Raw genomic sequence first — 16,117 nt, forward strand, 5'->3', positions numbered from 1 at the left:
GGGGTGTTTCAGGCCGCGGTGCGACCTCCCCGTTGAGGCCCCGACGCATCGTCCGACAACCATTGACTAGCGTCACCGTAGCTCAACGGCTTGCTGAACAAGTACCCCTGACCGTGGTCGCAACCCATGGTCACCAGCAGGTCGCGTTCCGCCGCCGTCTCGATGCCCTCGGCGACGACCTGCAGCTTGAGAATCCGGGCCAGTTGCACGATCATGTCGACCACCGCGTGCTGCTCGGTCGAGGAGACCACGGTGTCGATGAAGCTCTTGTCCAGCTTGAGCACGTCGACCGGGAGCCGGCGCAGGTAGGACAGCGACGAGAACCCGGTGCCGAAGTCGTCGATCGCGATGCGCACCCCGGCCTGGCGCAGGGCCGCGAGCTCGGCCGCGACCTCGCCGTCGTCGTGCAGCAGCAGGCTCTCGGTCATCTCCAGCAGCAGCCCGCCGGGCGGCAGGCCGACCCGGTCGATCTCGGCGAGTACCCATGGCGCGAAATCGGGCGAGCGCAGCTGCCGCGCGGAGACGTTCACCGAGACATAGATCTCATCCTCGGGGTACGCGATCCGCCACTGCGCCGCCGCCGTGATCGCGTTGCTCAGGACCCACGCGCCGAGCGGCACGATGAGCCCGCTCTCCTCGGCCACCGAGATGAACTCGTCCGGCGGCACCATGCCCCGGGTCGGATGGTCCCAGCGCACGAGCGCCTCGAAGCCGCGGGTGCGGTCGTCGGCGAGCGTGACGATCGGCTGGAAGTGCAGCAGGAACGCCTTGTCGGCGATCGCCCGGTCCAGGTCGGCGCGCAGCTTGTGACGCTCGACGACGGCGCTGTGCAGCGACGACTCGAAGCGCCGCCAGCGGTCCCGGCCCGCGTCCTTGGCCACGTACACCGCGAGGTCGGCGTGGCGCAGCAGCTCCTGGGCGGTGGCGGCCTCGGCGGTGGTGGACACGCCGATGCTGGCCGTCGCGGTCACGGTGCCGTGGGCGAGCTCGAACGGCGCCTTGAAGCTCTGCAGCACCCGCTCGGCCACCCGCTCCACGTCGGCCGAGGTGCCGGCCCGGCGGACCAGGGCCGCGAACTCGTCGCCGCCGAGGCGGGCCACGGTGCCGGCCGCGCCGTAGGAGCCGTCGACGGCCCGCAGCGCCTCGGTGAGCCGCTGCCCGACCGCGACCAGCAGCGCGTCGCCGGCGCCGTGGCCGAACGTGTCGTTGACCACCTTGAAGTCGTCCAGCTCGACGATGAGCACGCCGACCGTGGCGCCCGTCTCGGCCCCGGACGCGACCGCCTCCTGGACCCGGGTCAGGAAAACCTCGCGGTTGGGCAGGCCGGTGAGCGCGTCGAAGGTCGCCCGCTGGTACAGCTCGGCCTGCAACCGGCTCCGCTCGGTCACGTCCCGCAGCGTCACCACGATCCCGCGCACCGTCTGCTCGGCGCGCAGGTCGCGGAAGGCCGCCTCGACCAGCGCCGGCCGCCCGTCAGGGCCGGTCACCTGCAGGTCCGGGCCGGGCCGGTCGCTGTCCGGGCGGCCGTCGACGGGGCGGCGGGGCAGGTCCGGCGGCAGCGAGCGGCGCTCCGGGGCCTGGGTCGTGCGCGCCTCGGCCAGGCGGCGGCTGACCTCGGCCGCGCTGTCCTCGGCGAACGCGACCGGCAGCGGGGTGCCGACGAGGTCCCACCCGAACAGCGCCCGCGCGGACGGGCTGGCGTAGGTGACGAGGTCGTCCTCGCCCACGATGAGGATGACGTCGGCGGTGTTGAGCACGAGGGTCCGGAAGTACGCCTCGTTGTTGCGCCGGCCGACCTCCTCGCCCAGCGCGATGCGCTCCAGGGCCATCGCGGCCTGGGTGGCGAGGATCTGGGCGACCTCCTGCAGCCCGACGAGCACCACCTCGTCGGCGGCGATGTACAGCGCCCGCTCCGCCGCCCGCCCGTCGGCCAGCGCGAGGGGGCAGCACAGGGTGAACTCGAAGTCGCCCAGCTCGGCGGCGACGGCCGGGTCCAATGTGGACGTGTACGGCATGGCCACCTTCGGCCCCACCGCCGGGCCGATGTCCACGGCGTGCGCGCGCCCGGGCGGCAGCAGCTCGCCGACGGCGTCGCGGACCGTGGCGGTGACGGCCGCGGCGTCGGTGGCCATGAGCAGCGCGGCGCCCGCGCTGCGCAGGCGCCGTTCCCGTTGCACGGTGAGCCGTTGCGCGCGCACGGCCCGGCCCAGCCGCAGCAGGACCAGTCCGGACAGCAGCGCGGACACGGCGGCGATGGCGGCGGCGTCGCGCACCCGGCCTCCCCGCATCTCGACGAACAGCACGATCGGAGCGATGAACAGCGACAGCCCGAGCAGCAGCAGGCGGCCCAGGCGCTCGTCGCCGGCGCGCTGGACGCGGGGCTCGGTGAGCTGCCGCATCGAGGGGTGCAGCGCGGCCACGCCCCACAGCACGTAGAAGGCGGCCCAGCCGATGTCGGTCGGCCCGCCGGTGGCCCAGCCGCCGCCGGAGAGCTGGTGCAGGCCGTAGCCCACGTCGGAGCTGAGCAGGCCGGCGCCGCCGAGGGCGAGCAGCGCCACGGCGGCGTCGAAGCGCACCGACGCGATGAGCCGCGCACCGACGAGCAGCACGACGATGTCGGCGAGCGGGTACGCGATGGAGATGGCGCGATCCAGCATGGACAGGTCGGGATTGTCCACATAGGGCCGGATGAGGAAGATGTAGGACAGCAGCCCCAGGCCGGCGGTGAGGGTGATCGCGTCGAACAGCCCGCTCGGGTCGCGGCGCACCACCCCGAGCCGGTAGAGCCAGACCATGGCCGCGGCGATCAGCACGTACACGGTGAGGTAGAACGCGTCGGCCAGCGAGGGGAACGCCCGGGCGTGCAGGCGGGTCAGCACGTCCGCGATGAGGTCCCCGGTGATGAAGCAGGCGACGGCGCCGGCCAGCAGCAGCCAGGGTGCCCGGCGGCGGGGCTTGTGCAGGTGTACCCCGAGCAGCATCGCGCCCGCGCTGCCGTAGCCGATCGCGGACCACAGCACGGGGTGGAGTCCGGGCAGCGCGAAGTTGGCGATCACCAGGACCGCCATCGCACCGGCGTAACCCGCCAGCACCCCGCGTGCCGACCCGTTCACCCTCAGCTGTCCTTTGTCTGCGACCACCAGCCCCGACCCGCGCGCTCGCGGCGAGGCAGACGCTACCCAGTTCGCTGCCCGATGAGGAGTACCTGACAGGATCGTTCCGAGTGGCCCGCACGACGCTTTTGACGCCATTTGCGCATTTGGCGAATTTGATGGTACCGATCAATGCCCGTCATATCTACACCGCGCGATGGACCGTTTTACGCTGGGCGACCGGTACCGGCGATTCATTCACGCAGTCTTTCGCCGTCATTCGTCCTTCCGGCCAACGTCACCGACAGCGCGGCGGTCAGCGCGGCCACGCACCACGGCCCGCCGAGGGCCCAGGCGGCGTACAGCAGCATGGCCGAAAGCTCGGTGGCCAGGGCCGCGACCGACGTGATGGTGGCCCGCGCGGCCCCGTCGATGACCGCCTGCAGACGGGCGTCGGCGATGACGAGCACGAGTCGGTACAACGCGTAGAACCCGGCGACGAGCACGATCCCGGCCGGGCGGTGCAGCGCAGCCGAACCGGCGAGCGCGAGCCCGGCGGCGAGCATCAGCCCGGCCAGCCCCCACCCCGGCAGGCGTCCGGCCTTCGCGGCGAGCGCGGCACCGGCGGCCCCGCCGAGCGTGATGACGAGCGTGGCCGCGGGGTTCAGCGCCGTCGGTACCCCCCACTCGGCGGTCAGCAGCGGGAAGTACTCCTCGAACGCGTCCAGCCCGGCCAGCGCGGCGAGCACCAGCGCGGCGGTGCGCACGGCCGGGCGCCGGGCCGCCTCGCGCACGCCGTCGCGCAGGGTCGCGAGGTAGCCGAGCTCCTCGTCGTCCCCGTCGTCGCCGGAACCGTTGCGCACCTCGGGCAGGCGCGTGGCGAGCAGGGCGGCGGTCAGGCAGATGGCGACGCTCACCCAGCCCACCAGGGGGTACCCGCCGAGCGGGAACAGCACCGCGGCGGCCACGGCGGCGGGGATCTGCGCGACCAGCCCGGCCGCGGTGATCTGGCCGGAGACGCGGACGTACCGGCTCTCGTGCCCGGCCGCGAGCAGCCCGTCGTACAGCAGCGCCTCGAGCGCGCCGCTGGCCAGCGCCCCGCCGAGGCCCCACACCACGAACCCGGCCGCGAACACCCAGAACGAGGGCAGCACCGTCCACAGCGCGAAGCCGGCCGCCTGCAGCAGCCCGGCCGCGACCAGGTTGGCCCGGCGGGAGAAGCGGTCGGCGAGCGCACCGGTGGGCACCTCGGCGACGATCCCGACCGTCGACCAGATCGCGAACAGCAGCGAGATCTCGCCGCCGGACAGGCCCGTGTCGGTGAACAGCAGGGCGTACAGCGGATACAGCGGCACCGCGTCGGACAGCAGCGCCCAGCCGACCCCGCGGCGGCTCAGGCGGCGGACATCGGCGGGCAGCGGTTCAGGGGCGCGACGTCAACCAAACGGCATGCCGGGACCCTACTGGATCGCGGCCAGGAACGCGTCCGATATCGGCGTGGCCGCCGCGCTGCCGGAGTCGGTGACGTACGCGCAGTACGCGATCCCGTCGCGCACGCCCACGCTCAGGTTCGGCGCGCTCAGCGTCCCCGACACCGCCGCGCCGGCCTCGGCCTTGGTGCCCCGGATCAGCACCGGCGGCTGCCACGTGCCCCGCGCCAGGGCGGCGGCGGCCGCGGCGTACCCGAGCGGCGACGCGACCACGCCGTTCGGGGCGGAACGACCGGGGAACGCGTCCGCGCCGAGCTTCCAGTCGGTGCCGGCGCCGAGCTTGGCCGGGTCCACGGGCCAGGCCGGACCGGGGATTTCGCCCAGGAACGCCAGGTTGTACCCCGTGGCGCCCGGGCCGTTCGCGACCGCGAGGACGGCGCCGTCGCTGACCCGCACGGCCACGAGCGCCGAGGGCTTCGCGGTCGCGGCGACGGCGGCGTCGGCGGCCTGCTGCGTCTTGACGTCGATGGTGGTGGCGATCGCGGCGCCGTCCTGCGCGGGGAGGGTGAACAGCGGCTCGCCGGGCTCGTCTCCCATCGGGACGACCGACAGGCCGGGGAGACCGCGCAGCTGCTGGTCGTACCGTCGCAGCAGACCGGTGAGGCCGGAGACGTCACCGGCCTTGAGGGCCCCGTTGCTCGCCTCGATGAGCTCCTTCGTGGCGGGGCCGGAGGTGCCGAGCAGGGCCCGGGCGAACGTGCGCGTCATCGGCAGGGTGAGCGTGCCCTCGCGGGTGCGCACCCCGGCCGCGCCGTTGAGGTCCTGGGCGATCTGGTCGAAGTCGGTGCGGCGCAGGGTCACCAGGTCGACGAACGCGTCCGGCTTGGCCGCCTGCAGCTTCGCCGGCAGCCCCTGCACGTCGACGTCGACCTTCACCGAGCGGAACACGGCGTCGAGGTGCTGCACGAGGGCGTTGACGTCGGGCACCCGCTGCGGCTCGACCCCGACGTAGACGACGGGCGTCTCGGCGGCGATCGGGCTGTCGTCGGCGGCCACGATCTTCCCGCGCTTGGCCGCCGTGGAGCGGATCGCGAGGTGCTGGCCGTCCTCCAGCCCGGGGTGGACGGTATCCGGCCCGAAGTACACCTGCCAGCGTTTGCCGAGCATGCGCGCGTGCACGGCGGTGTCGTAGGTCCAGCTCCGCCCGTCCGGCAGGGTCCAGGCCACGCCGACGGCCAGGGTGGCGTCGGCCGCCTCGATCCTCGGCTTGCCGTGCGGGGTCAGCGTCGGCCGGCGCGCGGACAGGTCGCCCTCGGTGCCGGCGAGCAGCTCCTTGGCCGCGGCCGGGTCGAGGGTGCGGCCCTGCGGCGTGAGCAGGGTGCCGAAGCCGGCGAAGTCGGCCTTGCGCCAGCCGTCGAGGAAGGCCGTGAACCGGTCGTTCACGGCCTTGTCCGCGTCGTCGTCGCACCCGGTCACCAGGGGCGCGACCAGCAGCAGCGCGCCGAGCAGCAGCAGGAACCTTCGCACCCGCCGACCCTACAACCGGCTATGCGGTCAGCCGCGAGACGGACCGCATCTTGTTCATCGCGTCAAGCGCGGCAACCTTGTACGACTCCGCGAGCGTCGGGTAGTTGAAGACCGCGTCGACCAGGTAGTCCACCGTCCCGCCGCAGCCCATCACGGTCTGTCCGATGTGGACGAGCTCGGTGGCCCCGGTGCCGAAGACGTGCACGCCGAGGATCTTGCGGTCCTCCGGCGACACGATGATCTTCAGCATCCCGTACGAGTCGCCGATGATCTGGCCGCGGGCCAGCTCGCGGTAGCGGGAGATGCCCACCTCGAACGGGATGCTCGCGTCGGTGAGGTCGTCCTCGGTGCGCCCGACGAAGCTGATCTCCGGGATGGTGTAGATGCCGATCGGCTGCACCTGGTCCATGCTGCGCACCGGCTCGTCGCAGGCGTGGTGGGCGGCCAGCCGGCCCTGCTCCATCGACGTCGAGGCCAGCGCCGGGAAGCCGATGATGTCGCCGACCGCGTAGATGTGCGGGACCTCGGTCTGGAAGTGCTCGTCGACCGCGATCCGGCCGCGGTTGTCGTAGGTCAGCCCGGCCTTGTCCAGCCCCAGCAGGTCCGCCGCGCCCTGGCGACCGGCCGAGTACATCACCGTGTCGGCCGCGATGCGCTTGCCGCTGGCCAGCACCGCGACCGCGGTGCGCCCGTGCCGCTCGACGGCCGCGACGGTCTCGCGGAAGCGGAACGAGACCGACAGGTCCCGCAGGTGGTACTTCAGCGCCTCGATGATCTCCAGGTCGCAGAAGTCGAGCATCCGCTCGCGCCGCTCGACCACGGTCACCTTGGTGCCCAGGGCGGCGAACATCGACGCGTACTCGATGCCGATCACCCCGGCGCCCACGACCACCATCGAGCCGGGCACCTTGTCCAGGTTCAGGATGCCGTCGGAGTCGATGATCGTCACATCGTCGAAGTCGACGCTGTCCGGCCGGGCCGGCCGGGTCCCCGCCGCGATGATGATCTTCTCCGCGGTGACCTGCGACTCGCGGCCCTGCTCGTCCTCCAGCGCGATGGTGTGCGGGTCGGTGAAGCGGCCCGTGCCCTGCAGCAGCCGCACCCGGTTGCGGGCCAGCTGGCTGCGGATGACCTCGATCTCGCGCCCGATCACGTGCTGGGTCCGGGCCCCGAGGTCGCCGACGGTGATGTCCTCCTTGACCCGGTAGCTCTGCCCGTACATCTCGCGCTGGTTCAGGCCGGTCAGGTACAGGACCGCCTCACGCAGCGTCTTGCTCGGAATGGTGCCGGTGTTGATGCAGACCCCGCCGATCATGTTCCGGCGTTCCACCACGGCGACCCGGCGGTCGAGCTTGGCCGCGGCGATGGCGGCCTTCTGCCCGCCCGGCCCGGAGCCGAGCACGAGGACATCGAAGTCGTACATGGTCGACAGTGTCCCCGGCGTGCCGGGCAGCGTAAAGGCATGTGCGGTTATGGTCGTCCGCGTGAAACGAATCCTTCAGGCCGTGGCCACTCGACTGGGCCTGCGCCAGCGTCGTTCCCCTGCGGCTCCGCACCCGGTGCCCGGGCCGCCCCCGAAGCGCCAGGAGAGCCAGAAGCTGCTCGAGTACTCCCCCAACCTCGACGGGGACGCCGACCCGGGCGAGATCGTGTGGACGTGGGTGCAGTATGAGGAGGACCCCACGCAGGGCAAGGACCGCCCGGTGCTGGTCGTCGGGCGCAAGGGCGGCGACGTGCTCGGCCTGATGCTCTCCAGCCAGCACGACCGGGACGGGCAGCGCAACTGGTTCGCGCTGGGCCCCGGGTCGTGGGACCGCGACAAGCGGCCGAGCTGGGTGCGCCTCGACCGGGTGCTGACCGTGCCCGCGCACGGCATCCGGCGCGAAGGTGCGGTGCTGGACCGGGAGCGCTTCGACCGCATCGCGGCCGAGCTGCGCTCCGGGTACGGCTGGTCTTAGCTCTGGGTCACCGGGGTGGGCATCATCTTGCCCAGCTCGTCGCGCATCAGGGTGGCGGCGGCGTCGAAGTCATCGGCCTTGGTCTCGGCGCCGTCGCGGGTGACCACCAGCCACGTGCCGTCGGCCTTGGAGGACAGGGTGGCCTTGGGCTGCGGGATGCCCCGCTCGAAGTCCGCGGCCGACGCGGCGGTGAACGTGGCCACGGCCGGCCGGTGGCGGTGCAGGAACCGGTCGGCCACGGAGAGCAACGCCTCGCGCGCGTCGGAGTCGGCCGGGATCGGTGAGAGGTCATACGTGCGGTACGCCCGGGCCGCGACCATCACCCTGATCCGCTCGGCGTGCAGCAGCAGCACCCCGTCGGCGTGGTCCTCGGCGGTCAGCCCGACCTGCACGAACCCGCGCACCTCGCGCAACCCGGCGGCGACCGCGGCGATGGCCGGGGCGAGGTCGAGCCGGCTGCCGCTGCCGTCGGCCGGGGCCGCCAGGTGGCGCAGCAGCAGCGACCCGACCCCGGCACTGAGCACGGCGTCGGCCCGGTCGGCCTCGGTCAGCCCCAGCAGCCGCGGCGTCTGCCCCTGCTTGTCCCCGCTGGCCAGCAGAAACGACAACTCGGCGGCGGTCATGCTGAGCTGTTCGGTCGCGGTCCCGTCCATGGCGTGTCATCCCGTCGCGCGTCGCTTGTCGTGGGGTCGGAAGGTTCAACGCCGACGGCGCCATTGGGGTCACGCCCCTGCGCGTTCCTATCTCTCCGCCGCGCTCTCCGCGGCGGCTCGGGTGCAATCCGACACGCGCTGGTTTCAAAAGTGGCGTGGGATCGCGAGCCCCGGCGATGGGGGCGGTAACATGCCGACGTCCGACAGGAGAGGGACCTCGATTGACGCAGCGTAACAGGGCATGGGGGCGAAAATGACCGACGGCATCGCGACCGGCACCGTCGGTGGTTGCGTGGTGGTCACGCCGTCCGGCGCCCTCGATGTGGCCACTTCACCGGAGCTGCACACGCTGCTGCACCAGACCCTGGACGACGGCGAGACCCGGCTCGTGCTCGACCTGTCACAGGTAGACTTCATCGACTCCACCGCGCTGCGGGTGCTGGTCTCGATCCACAAGCGGCTGCGCGAGGACGGCGGCTTCGCGGTGGTGTGCCCGCACGCCCGCATCCGCCGGATCTTCGACCTGACCGCCCTGGACCGGGTGCTGACCCTGACCGACACGGTGGACGAGGCGCTGGCGGCCCTGTCGAAGCCGGCCTCCTAGCCGCCATCCAGCCGACACTGCCCGACCGCGTTCACCCGGCGCTGTCCGGCTGTGGCGTGCGTGGGTGGCGGATGCCGGGGTGCCCTTCCGGCAGCGCCCGGCGCAGCACCCACCAGCTCACGGCCAGGCACGCGGCCACGAGCGGCCAGGTGAGGATCGTCTGCGCCGCGGCGAGCGTCAGCACCCAGCCGGCCGCCCAGAGCGGGACGAACACGACCAGCCTGATGACGTACTGCAGCACCCAGACCCAGCTGGCCCGCTGATAGGCCCGCAAAAGGTCCGGATCGCGCCGCCAGCGGGTCTTCTGTCCCAGCACCGTGCCGACGATCAGCCCGAGGAACGGCCAGCGGACCAGGATGCTCCCGGCCCAGGCGAGCGCGGACACGGCGTTGGTGAGCACGCGGACGCCGAAGAAGTCCGCCGCCCGCCCGGTGCGCAGCGCGACCAACGCCCCGGCGCAGACCACCAGCAGACTCAGCACCGTACCGACCGGCCGCCGCCGCTGCGCAACCCGCCACACGGCGACCGCGGCCCCCGCGCCGATCGCAATGCCCGCACCCCACGCGATCGACCGCCCGCTGACCAGCCACCCGCCGGCGAAGCCCAGCACCGGCACCGCAGTCTCCACGGCCGACCGCCACCCGCCGAGCAGGTCACTCAGCGACTCACCAGGCACCTCGCCCGGCATCTCGTCCGGCACCTCGTCCGCGACCCGCTCGCCCGTCATGCTCCCCGCCTCACTCACGAGCCGCCTCACTCACCAACCGCCTCACCGGCGAGCCTGACGAGACCGGCAAGCCCAGCCCGCGACCGATCGAACGAAGGTTAGCCTGTCCTACGGTCGCGGGCGAGACAAGGTTGGCTAGCCGTGGTTGACCGTCAGCGCATAGAACTTGACCTTCGCACCGTTGGTCGTGCTGTCGGAGGAGGACTGGTTGTAGGAGCCGGCCTTGAAGTACATCCCGTACTGGTTGAACGACGCCGGGATCGCGTAGCTCGTGGTGCTGCCGTTCACGGTCAGCTTGATGGTGTTCCCACCGCTCACCGCGATCACGTAGCTCCATTTCACCCCGAGCGGCACATTGCCGACCGTGTGCAGCGTCTGGCCGCCGTCGGGCGAGTTCTCGGTGCCGAGGACGATGTCGCCGTTGGGCCGGTAGTACAGCTCCAGCAGCGGCTTCGTCGACGGGCCGCCGGTGCCGAGGTGGATCTGCCCGACGCACACGTTCTTGGTCACCGACGGGATGCGCAGGGTGGCGGAGAGCTTGTGCGAACCGGCCAGCTTCCAGTCGGCCGCGCTGCCGTTGGCGTTCATCTCGCGCAGTTCGGAGCGCGCATAGTTGGAGTTCGGCGTGGTGACGCCCTTCTCCGGCGCCCAGAACGTCATCGAGCCGTCGGTCTTGTCGGTGAAGAAGTACGCCGGGTTGACGTACCCGTTGGCCCCCTTGAGCTGCGCGGGCGGGATCTGCGTCGGCGAGCCCGGGCTGCCCGTCGGCAACTGGAGCTGCCAGATCGACAGGTCGAAGTTCCCGCCGGGCGCGACGTTCGGGTCGAGCCCGGCCGCCGGCGTGGTGGGCGTGGTGCTGCCGCCGGGCAGGGTCCACGCCTGGTTCGCGGCGCCGGTGCAGGTCCAGATCTGCAGCCGGGTCCCGTTGGCGGAACTCTGGCCGGTGGCGTCGAGGCACTTGCCGGAACCGGTGTTGACCAGCGCGCCCCCGTTGACGGTCCACTGCTGCGCGGCGGTCCCGTTGCAGTCGTACAGCTGAATTTTGGCCCCGTTGGCGGTCGAGGCGGCGGTCACGTCGAGGCACTTGCCGAGCGCGCGGACGGTGCCGTCACTGTTCCCGACCGTCCAGCTCTGCGCGGTGGTCCCGTTGCAGTCGTACAGCTGGATCGCCGCCCCGTTGGCGCTCGACGCGGCGGCGACGTCGACGCACTTCCCGCCGAGCCCGGTGATGGGCCCGGCCGTGGCGGCGGTGGCGGCGGTGACCCCGAGCACTCCGAGCGCGCCGGCGACGGCGGTGGCGGTGAACGCGATGAGGATCTTCGAACGGCGTTGCATGGGCGACCCCTTGCCGAGGTGGCAGTGATTGGCAGAGTGGCTGCCAATAAACGCCTCCATCGATGTCTTGTCAACGCCGCCCGCCCGCCTTGAAGCGCGTCTGCGCAGCTCAGCGCATGAATAAAAAGTCGTAGGCGGTCAGTTCCGGGGCAGTGTGTTCGCGTCGATCAAGGCCTCCGCGCTCTCACCGGCGATGTCCTGCCGGAGCTGATCGAGGCGCCCCAGCAGCGACACCGAGTCGAGCGCGGCCAGCGCGGTCGGAAACACCCGGTGCACCCGCTCGACGGCCGCGATCAGCGCGGCCCGCAGCGAGGTGTCGTTCACGCCCTGCCCGTCCAGCCGCTGCGCGAGCAGATCGGCCAGCGCGTTGAGCAGCGCGCGCAGCGTGTCCCGCTTGAGTGCGGGCGGCTGACCCGGCCGGTCGTACAACCGGTCCACGGCCAGCGAGATCGCCCGCACCTGCAGCGTGACGCCGACCAGCCACGCCTGCTCGCGGCGCAACTGCCGGACCTCGCGGCGCAGCCCCCGCGCGAACACGTTGAGCAGGGTGACCTCCTCGACCCCGGCGACCGCCCCGCTGGCCTCCGCGCCGACCTCGTTGAGCTTGCGCGACTCCTCGATCCACCCGTGCCGCTGCCCGGGCTCGAGCGGACCGTCGGCCGGCGACGCGGCCGGGTCCGAGCGGGTCGCGAGCTCGTCCGCGATCGAGCGCAGCACGGCGACCGCGGTACGGCCCCAGGCGTCGAGCGTCGACTGGATGCGCTTGACGCGGGGCCGCTCGGGGATGACCACCGCGATCGTCAGCCCGACCACCGAGCCGATGGCGACATCGGTGAAGCGCCATTGGCCGTACCCCTTCGCGACCGGCGCGAGCACCAGCACCGCGAGGGTGGCGATGGTGAGCTGGTTGCGGGCGAGCGGCGTGTTGGTGATCTGCCGGGCCACCGCGAGCGCGGCGAACGCGGCCAGGGCGAGGGACCACCAGGTGAGCCCGAGCAGCTGCGTCCAGGCGATGGCGAGCGCCGTGCCGATGAGGTTGGCGAAGAGCAGCTGCAGCCCGGTGGCGATCGACCCGTACACGCTGGCCTGGAGTGTCAGCACGGCGATCACCGGCGCGAACAGCACGGCCACGTTCTCGCCGAGCTGCCGGGCGAGCACCCACGCGACCGTCGCCGCCATGGTCGTCTTGGCGATCGTGAGCCAGCTCGGCTTGCTCTGCGGCACGCTGGCCAGCAGCGTCCCGAGCGGCTCGGTGACGACTTCGTGAGGTCTGCGTCGCACGTTTCGATCCTCTCAACTTCGAGGCTATCTACTGCCACGAACCACGCGTTAGGGTCCAATCCGTGCGCAGCTACGACCACCCCAACCTGTTCAACTTCCGCGATCTCGGCGGCTACCCCACGACCGACGGCCGCGTCACCCGCTGGCGGCGCCTGTTCCGGTCCGACTCGCTCAGCCGCATCGACCCGCAGGACGCCGCGTCGTTCACCGCGCTCGGGGTCCGCACCGTCATCGACCTGCGCCGGCCGCGCGAGATCGAGCGGGACGGACGGGTGCACGCGTTCGACGGGCTGCGGTATCACCACCTGCATCCGGTACACGCGGAATGGGAAGAGTCGGCGGACGCCGCCGAGATCAGTGACGCCCGCTGGCTGGCCGACCGCTATCTGGACCTCGCCGAGGACGGCCGGGCCGCGGTCGTCGCCGCGGTCGAGGTCATCGCGGACGCCGAGAACGCGCCCGTCGTCGTGCACTGCGTGGCCGGCAAGGACCGGACCGGGGTGGTCTCGGCCGTGACGCTGAGCGCCCTCGGCGTGCCGGACGAGGTGATCGCCGAGGATTACGCGCTGACCCAGGGCGCGACCGACCGCAGCATGGCGTTCCTGCGCGCGCTGAACCCCGAGGTCGCCAAGATGCCGGCGCGGTGGCTGCTGTCGCCGGCCGAGACGATGACGCTCTTCCTGGCCGATCTGCGCGCGCGGCACGGTTCCGTTCGCTCGTACCTCGGGCTGCCTCCCACCACCCTCGCCCGCCTCGAGGAGAACCTGTTGGAGCGACCGGCGTGACGGCCGGCTCCACTGTTCGGTTGATTCCGGTTCACACGAGAAGTTGACATAGTCCCCCTCGCATCATTCGCGGGGGAGGCGAACGAACGATGAAGCGCATCGCGCTGCTCGCAGCATGCGCCGTGGCGCTGCTGCTGGCGACCGCCGGCTGCGGCCCGGTGAAGGCCGGCGACGGCGACCTGGTCGACGACTGGGGCATGCTGGCGGCGGCCAAGGTGCCGGAGCCGGAGCCCGGCTGGTGCTGGCTGTCCACCGCCGTCAACGCCCGCGACCTCGGCACCGTCGCGGCGACCCGGCAGGCGTGCGACTCCGACCACTCGATCGAGACGGTCACCATCGGGCACTTGACCGGCGACGCCGCGAAGGGCTCGAACCCGCCCACCGGCGAGGCCCTCGCGCCGGCGTGGAGCGAGTGCGTCAAGGCGGCCGACGAGTTCCTCGGCGCCGCCTGGGGAACCGGCCGCGTGTACGTCATGGTGACCCCGCCGCCCCCGAGCCAGTGGAACGGCGGCGCGCGGTACTACCGGTGCGACGCCGCCGCCCTGCGCTCCGAGGCCGGCACGCTCGACCTGCGCAAGACCACGCTGAAGGGGACGCTCGCGGGCGGCGGGGAGCTGCGGCTCACCTGCGGCGCATCGGTCGGGATGACGGCCGACTCGTGGGACGACATCACCCCGGCGGCGTGCACGGCGGCGCACGATGTCGAGTTCGTCGGTACCATCACCAGTCCGGCCAAGGACTTCCCGGCCGACGGCAAGGCGTTCACGGCGGCGTTCGACGGGCTGTGCGAGTCGCAGCTGCTGGCGTACACCGGCATGACCAAATCGGCGTACGGCACGCAGCGCTCGTTGTCGTACGGGTACTGGCAGACCGGCGGCAAGCTCGAATGGGCCGCGGGCAACCACACCGCCCGCTGCTACGCCGTGATCGACGGCAAGAAGATCAGCAAGTCGATCAAGGGTATCGGCAACGCCCAGGTCTGACGGTGCCGTGGTACGTTGAGGGCGATGTGATCACCGGACCTTCCCGCGCCCGCGCCTGAGGACCTCGTGCCCGGCGGGCGGAAGCGTCGATCCGCCGGTGGTCTGTTGTGTCTCTCGTACCGCTCATCGCTCACGACCTCGTGCGCACGTTCGGCACCCGCCGCGTGCTCGACGGCGTCTCCCTCACCGCCGCCCCGGGCCGCCGCATCGGGCTGATCGGCGAGAACGGCACCGGCAAGTCGACGCTGCTGCGGCTGCTGGCCGGGGCCGACGAGCCCGACGGCGGCACCGTCACGCGCCCGCCCGACCTCGGCCATCTGCACCAGGAGATGCCGTTCGACCCGCTCGCGACCGTCGCCGATGTGGTCGCCGACGCGGTGCGCGAGTCCCGCGCCTGCCTGGCCGCCATGGACGAGGCGCTCGCCGCCGGGCGCCTCGACGACTACGCCGTGCTGCTGGAGCGCGCGCAGGAACTCGACGCCTGGGACGCGGACCGGCGGGCGGAGATCGTGCTCGATGGGTTGGGGCTTGCGGCGGTACCATATGCGAGGCCTTTGGAAACGCTTTCCGGAGGACAGCGGGGCCGGCTCGCGCTCGCCGCCCTGCTCGTGCGCCGCCCGGCCGCGTTGCTGCTGGACGAGCCGACCAACCACCTCGACGACAGCGCCGCGGCGTTCCTGGAGGAGCAGCTGCGCGGCCAGCCCGGTGCGGTCGTGCTGGCCAGCCACGATCGCGCGCTGCTCGACGCCGTCTGCACCGATCTGCTCGACCTCGACCCGGCGGTGGACGGCCCGGTACGCTTCGGCGGCGGGTACTCCGCGTACCAGGCCGAACGCGCGGCCGAACGCGAGCGCTGGGAACGCCGCTTCGCCGAGGAGCAGGAGGAGCTCGCCGAACTGCGGCACGCCGCCGGGGTGACCGCGCACCAGGTCGCGCACAACCGGCCCAAGCGCGACAACGAGAAAATGAACTACGGCCGCACGGCGGGGCGCGTCGAGGCCCAGATCTCCCGCCGCGTCCGCAACGCCGCGCGCCGCCTCGACACCCTCACCCGCACGCAGGTCCGCAAACCCCCGCCCCCGCTGCGATTCCGGGCCGCCGCACTAGCCGTCGATGGCGATGGCGACGGCCTGCTGCTCTCCCTGCGCGACGTCCGGGTTCCGGACCGCCTGACGCTCGACCGCCTCGACCTCCCGGCCGGCGAGCGGCTGCTGGTCACGGGCGCGAACGGCACCGGAAAGTCCACGCTGCTCGCCGTCATCGCGGGTCGCCTGCCCGCCGCGGGGGTGCGGCGACGGCCCGGGCTGCGCGTCGGTCTGCTCGCGCAGGACACGACCTTCGATCGCCTCGACCGCACGGCGATGGAGACCTACGCGGCGGTGCTCGGTGAAGAACAAGCAGCGTCGGTACCGTTGCGAAGCCTCGGCCTCCTCCGCGCCCGCGACGCCGCCAAGCCGGTCGGGGACCTGTCGGTGGGCCAGCGGCGCCGGCTCGACCTGGCCCTGCTGATCGCGGCGCCGCCGGATCTGCTGCTGCTCGACGAGCCGACGAACCACCTCTCGCCCGCGTTGTGCGACGAGCTGGAGGAGGCGCTCAACACCGGCCCGGGCGCCTTCGTGGTGGCGAGCCACGACCGCTGGCTGCGCCAGCGTTGGCAGGGCCGCACGCTGCACCTCGGTTGACTATTGCTCGCGGGGAAAATGTCGTACCCCGTGGCTAGGCTGACTCCCGAACGCACCGAT

13 protein-coding genes are annotated in these 16,117 nt (G+C 72.2%); 5 read left to right on the top strand and 8 right to left on the bottom strand.

What is annotated here, in order from left to right; translation table 11 throughout:
- Positions 1-8 precede the first annotated feature (8 nt).
- The 4 genes from ACQP00_RS34080 to sthA all read right to left on the bottom strand — a co-directional run bounded on the left by ACQP00_RS34080 (position 9) and on the right by sthA (position 7,472).
- Entirely contained in the window at positions 9-3,113 is a 3,105-nt protein-coding gene (locus ACQP00_RS34080; RefSeq protein WP_433203412.1) for an EAL domain-containing protein, read from the bottom strand.
- Positions 3,114-3,346: 233 nt separating this feature from the next.
- Complete coding sequence (locus ACQP00_RS34085; protein ID WP_433203415.1) at positions 3,347-4,447, bottom strand: MFS transporter; 1,101 nt, start codon at positions 4,445-4,447, stop codon at positions 3,347-3,349.
- Positions 4,448-4,552: 105 nt separating this feature from the next.
- Entirely contained in the window at positions 4,553-6,049 is a 1,497-nt protein-coding gene (locus ACQP00_RS34090) for an NTF2-like N-terminal transpeptidase domain-containing protein (RefSeq protein WP_433203418.1), read from the bottom strand.
- A gap of 19 nt (positions 6,050-6,068) precedes the next feature.
- Entirely contained in the window at positions 6,069-7,472 is a 1,404-nt protein-coding gene (gene sthA / locus ACQP00_RS34095) for a Si-specific NAD(P)(+) transhydrogenase (protein WP_433203421.1), read from the bottom strand.
- A 61-nt stretch (positions 7,473-7,533) separates the two neighbouring features.
- Between sthA and ACQP00_RS34100 the strand changes: the two genes are divergently transcribed.
- Positions 7,534-8,007, top strand: coding sequence for a type II toxin-antitoxin system PemK/MazF family toxin (locus ACQP00_RS34100; protein WP_433203424.1), 474 nt, complete (start codon positions 7,534-7,536; stop codon positions 8,005-8,007).
- Here the strand turns inward: ACQP00_RS34100 and ACQP00_RS34105 are convergent.
- The gene (locus ACQP00_RS34105) at positions 8,004-8,660 is read right to left on the bottom strand and encodes a hypothetical protein (RefSeq protein ID WP_433203427.1); all 657 of its coding nucleotides are present in this window, start codon (positions 8,658-8,660) and stop codon (positions 8,004-8,006) included. The two genes, ACQP00_RS34100 and ACQP00_RS34105, sit on opposite strands and share 4 nt — an antisense overlap.
- A 253-nt stretch (positions 8,661-8,913) precedes the next feature.
- Between ACQP00_RS34105 and ACQP00_RS34110 the strand changes: the two genes are divergently transcribed.
- Complete coding sequence (locus tag ACQP00_RS34110; RefSeq protein WP_433203430.1) at positions 8,914-9,264, top strand: STAS domain-containing protein; 351 nt, start codon at positions 8,914-8,916, stop codon at positions 9,262-9,264.
- 31 nt (positions 9,265-9,295) lie between these two features.
- Here the strand turns inward: ACQP00_RS34110 and ACQP00_RS34115 are convergent, their stop codons facing one another.
- From ACQP00_RS34115 to ACQP00_RS34125, 3 genes are all read right to left on the bottom strand, one after another.
- Positions 9,296-9,952, bottom strand: a complete 657-nt coding sequence (locus tag ACQP00_RS34115) for a DUF3159 domain-containing protein (protein ID WP_433224091.1) — start codon at positions 9,950-9,952, stop codon at positions 9,296-9,298.
- Positions 9,953-10,126: 174 nt separating this feature from the next.
- Positions 10,127-11,326, bottom strand: coding sequence for a polysaccharide lyase family 7 protein (locus ACQP00_RS34120; protein WP_433203432.1), 1,200 nt, complete (start codon positions 11,324-11,326; stop codon positions 10,127-10,129).
- A 138-nt stretch (positions 11,327-11,464) separates the two neighbouring features.
- On the bottom strand, positions 11,465-12,607 hold the full coding sequence (locus ACQP00_RS34125; protein WP_433203435.1) for an FUSC family protein: 1,143 nt from the start codon (positions 12,605-12,607) through the stop codon (positions 11,465-11,467).
- Positions 12,608-12,669: 62 nt separating this feature from the next.
- Between ACQP00_RS34125 and ACQP00_RS34130 the strand changes: the two genes are divergently transcribed.
- The 3 genes from ACQP00_RS34130 (at position 12,670) to ACQP00_RS34140 (ending at position 16,057) form a co-directional block, all read left to right on the top strand.
- Entirely contained in the window at positions 12,670-13,392 is a 723-nt protein-coding gene (locus tag ACQP00_RS34130; protein WP_433203438.1) for a tyrosine-protein phosphatase, read from the top strand.
- 89 nt (positions 13,393-13,481) lie between these two features.
- The gene (locus tag ACQP00_RS34135; RefSeq protein WP_433203441.1) at positions 13,482-14,375 is read left to right on the top strand and encodes a septum formation family protein; all 894 of its coding nucleotides are present in this window, start codon (positions 13,482-13,484) and stop codon (positions 14,373-14,375) included.
- Positions 14,376-14,482: 107 nt separating this feature from the next.
- On the top strand, positions 14,483-16,057 hold the full coding sequence (locus tag ACQP00_RS34140; protein WP_433203444.1) for an ABC-F family ATP-binding cassette domain-containing protein: 1,575 nt from the start codon (positions 14,483-14,485) through the stop codon (positions 16,055-16,057).
- The last annotated feature ends 60 nt before the right edge of the window (positions 16,058-16,117 follow it).

Origin of the sequence: Dactylosporangium sp. CS-047395 (genome assembly GCF_050942185.1) — a bacterium.
GTDB lineage: Bacteria > Actinomycetota > Actinomycetes > Mycobacteriales > Micromonosporaceae > Dactylosporangium.

Excerpts from the sequence above, each read along its gene's own strand:
- ACQP00_RS34120 (WP_433203432.1), bottom strand. The coding sequence starts at position 11,326 with ATGCAACGCCGTTCGAAGATCCTCATCGCGTTCACCGCCACCGCCGTC.
- ACQP00_RS34110 (WP_433203430.1), top strand. The coding sequence starts at position 8,914 with ATGACCGACGGCATCGCGACCGGCACCGTCGGTGGTTGCGTGGTGGTC.
- ACQP00_RS34135 (WP_433203441.1), top strand. The coding sequence starts at position 13,482 with ATGAAGCGCATCGCGCTGCTCGCAGCATGCGCCGTGGCGCTGCTGCTG.
- ACQP00_RS34105 (WP_433203427.1), bottom strand. The coding sequence starts at position 8,660 with ATGGACGGGACCGCGACCGAACAGCTCAGCATGACCGCCGCCGAGTTG.
- ACQP00_RS34115 (WP_433224091.1), bottom strand. The coding sequence starts at position 9,952 with ATGCCGGGCGAGGTGCCTGGTGAGTCGCTGAGTGACCTGCTCGGCGGG.
- sthA (WP_433203421.1), bottom strand. The coding sequence starts at position 7,472 with ATGTACGACTTCGATGTCCTCGTGCTCGGCTCCGGGCCGGGCGGGCAG.